Source organism: Bacillus sp. JK74, assembly GCF_053663395.1.
Window position 1 is genome coordinate 1 of the sequence record NZ_JBSJQB010000014.1, and the last position, 1,187, is coordinate 1,187.

Here is a 1,187-nt window from a genome sequence, read left to right on the forward strand (position 1 = left end):
CACGCCGCCAGCGTTCGTCCTGAGCCAGGATCAAACTCTCCGATAAAGTAGTTTGACTGACTACGCACATCGCTGTGCGATTTATTTAAAACTTTGAATTAACAGGTACGTTTTGTCTTGTTTAGTTTTCAAAGATCATTTTGTTCACTTTCTCAAGCAACTTTTTAATTATATAATAAGTTTCTCTCAAAGTCAACATGTTTTTTTATAAATGGTGGAGCCTAGCGGGATCGAACCGCTGACCTCCTGCGTGCAAAGCAGGCGCTCTCCCAGCTGAGCTAAGGCCCCGAAGTGGTCGGGAAGACAGGATTCGAACCTGCGACCCCATGGTCCCAAACCATGTGCTCTACCAAGCTGAGCTACTTCCCGATTTTAAAAAATATTATGGCGCGCCCGAGAGGAGTCGAACCCCTAACCTTTTGATCCGTAGTCAAACGCTCTATCCAATTGAGCTACGGGCGCATAATAATGAATGCCGAGGGCCGGACTTGAACCGGCACGGTAGTCACCTACCGCAGGATTTTAAGTCCTGTGTGTCTGCCAATTCCACCACCCCGGCGTGGATGGTATAGTTGGAGCGGAAGACGGGATTCGAACCCGCGACCCCCACCTTGGCAAGGTGGTGTTCTACCACTGAACTACTTCCGCATACAGGATAACTATCCTGTACAATGCGGGTGAAGGGACTTGAACCCCCACGTCATAAGACACTAGATCCTAAGTCTAGCGCGTCTGCCAATTCCGCCACACCCGCGTTACATGGTGAGCCATGAAGGACTCGAACCTTCGACCCTCTGATTAAAAGTCAGATGCTCTACCAACTGAGCTAATGGCTCTTTTTAAAAGACTTGTGTTATTATCTTGTCCAAAAATGGTGCCGGCCAGAGGACTTGAACCCCCAACCTACTGATTACAAGTCAGTTGCTCTACCAATTGAGCTAGGCCGGCAAATATGGTGGAGGATGACGGGCTCGAACCGCCGACCCTCTGCTTGTAAGGCAGATGCTCTCCCAGCTGAGCTAATCCTCCGTATATTACACTTACGTGTAATAGCTTGGCGGCGTCCTACTCTCACAGGGGGAAACCCCCGACTACCATCGGCGCTGAAGAGCTTAACTTCCGTGTTCGGCATGGGAACGGGTGTGACCTCTTCGCTATCGCCACCAAACCATTGAGAGTGTTCTCTC

At 49.9% G+C, this 1,187-nt stretch carries 9 tRNA genes and 1 rRNA gene; all 10 read right to left on the reverse strand.

The features are described from left to right. Positions 1-212: 212 nt before the first annotated feature. Positions 213-288: transfer RNA gene (locus tag ACWJJ5_RS19220), tRNA-Ala, on the reverse strand. A gap of 4 nt (positions 289-292) precedes the next feature. Next, a tRNA-Pro gene (locus tag ACWJJ5_RS19225) sits at positions 293-369 on the reverse strand. Positions 370-385: 16 nt separating this feature from the next. Beyond that, a tRNA-Arg gene (locus ACWJJ5_RS19230) sits at positions 386-462 on the reverse strand. A gap of 11 nt (positions 463-473) precedes the next feature. Beyond that, a tRNA-Leu gene (locus ACWJJ5_RS19235) sits at positions 474-559 on the reverse strand. Positions 560-573: 14 nt separating this feature from the next. Next, positions 574-648: transfer RNA gene (locus tag ACWJJ5_RS19240), tRNA-Gly, on the reverse strand. A 24-nt stretch (positions 649-672) separates the two neighbouring features. Continuing rightward, a tRNA-Leu gene (locus ACWJJ5_RS19245) sits at positions 673-754 on the reverse strand. Positions 755-760: 6 nt separating this feature from the next. Next, positions 761-836 (reverse strand) — tRNA-Lys (locus ACWJJ5_RS19250). A gap of 36 nt (positions 837-872) precedes the next feature. After that, a tRNA-Thr gene (locus tag ACWJJ5_RS19255) sits at positions 873-948 on the reverse strand. Between the two features lie 5 nt (positions 949-953). Then, a tRNA-Val gene (locus tag ACWJJ5_RS19260) sits at positions 954-1,029 on the reverse strand. A 23-nt stretch (positions 1,030-1,052) separates the two neighbouring features. Beyond that, positions 1,053-1,168: ribosomal RNA gene (gene rrf, locus ACWJJ5_RS19265) — 5S ribosomal RNA — on the reverse strand. Positions 1,169-1,187 lie beyond the last annotated feature (19 nt).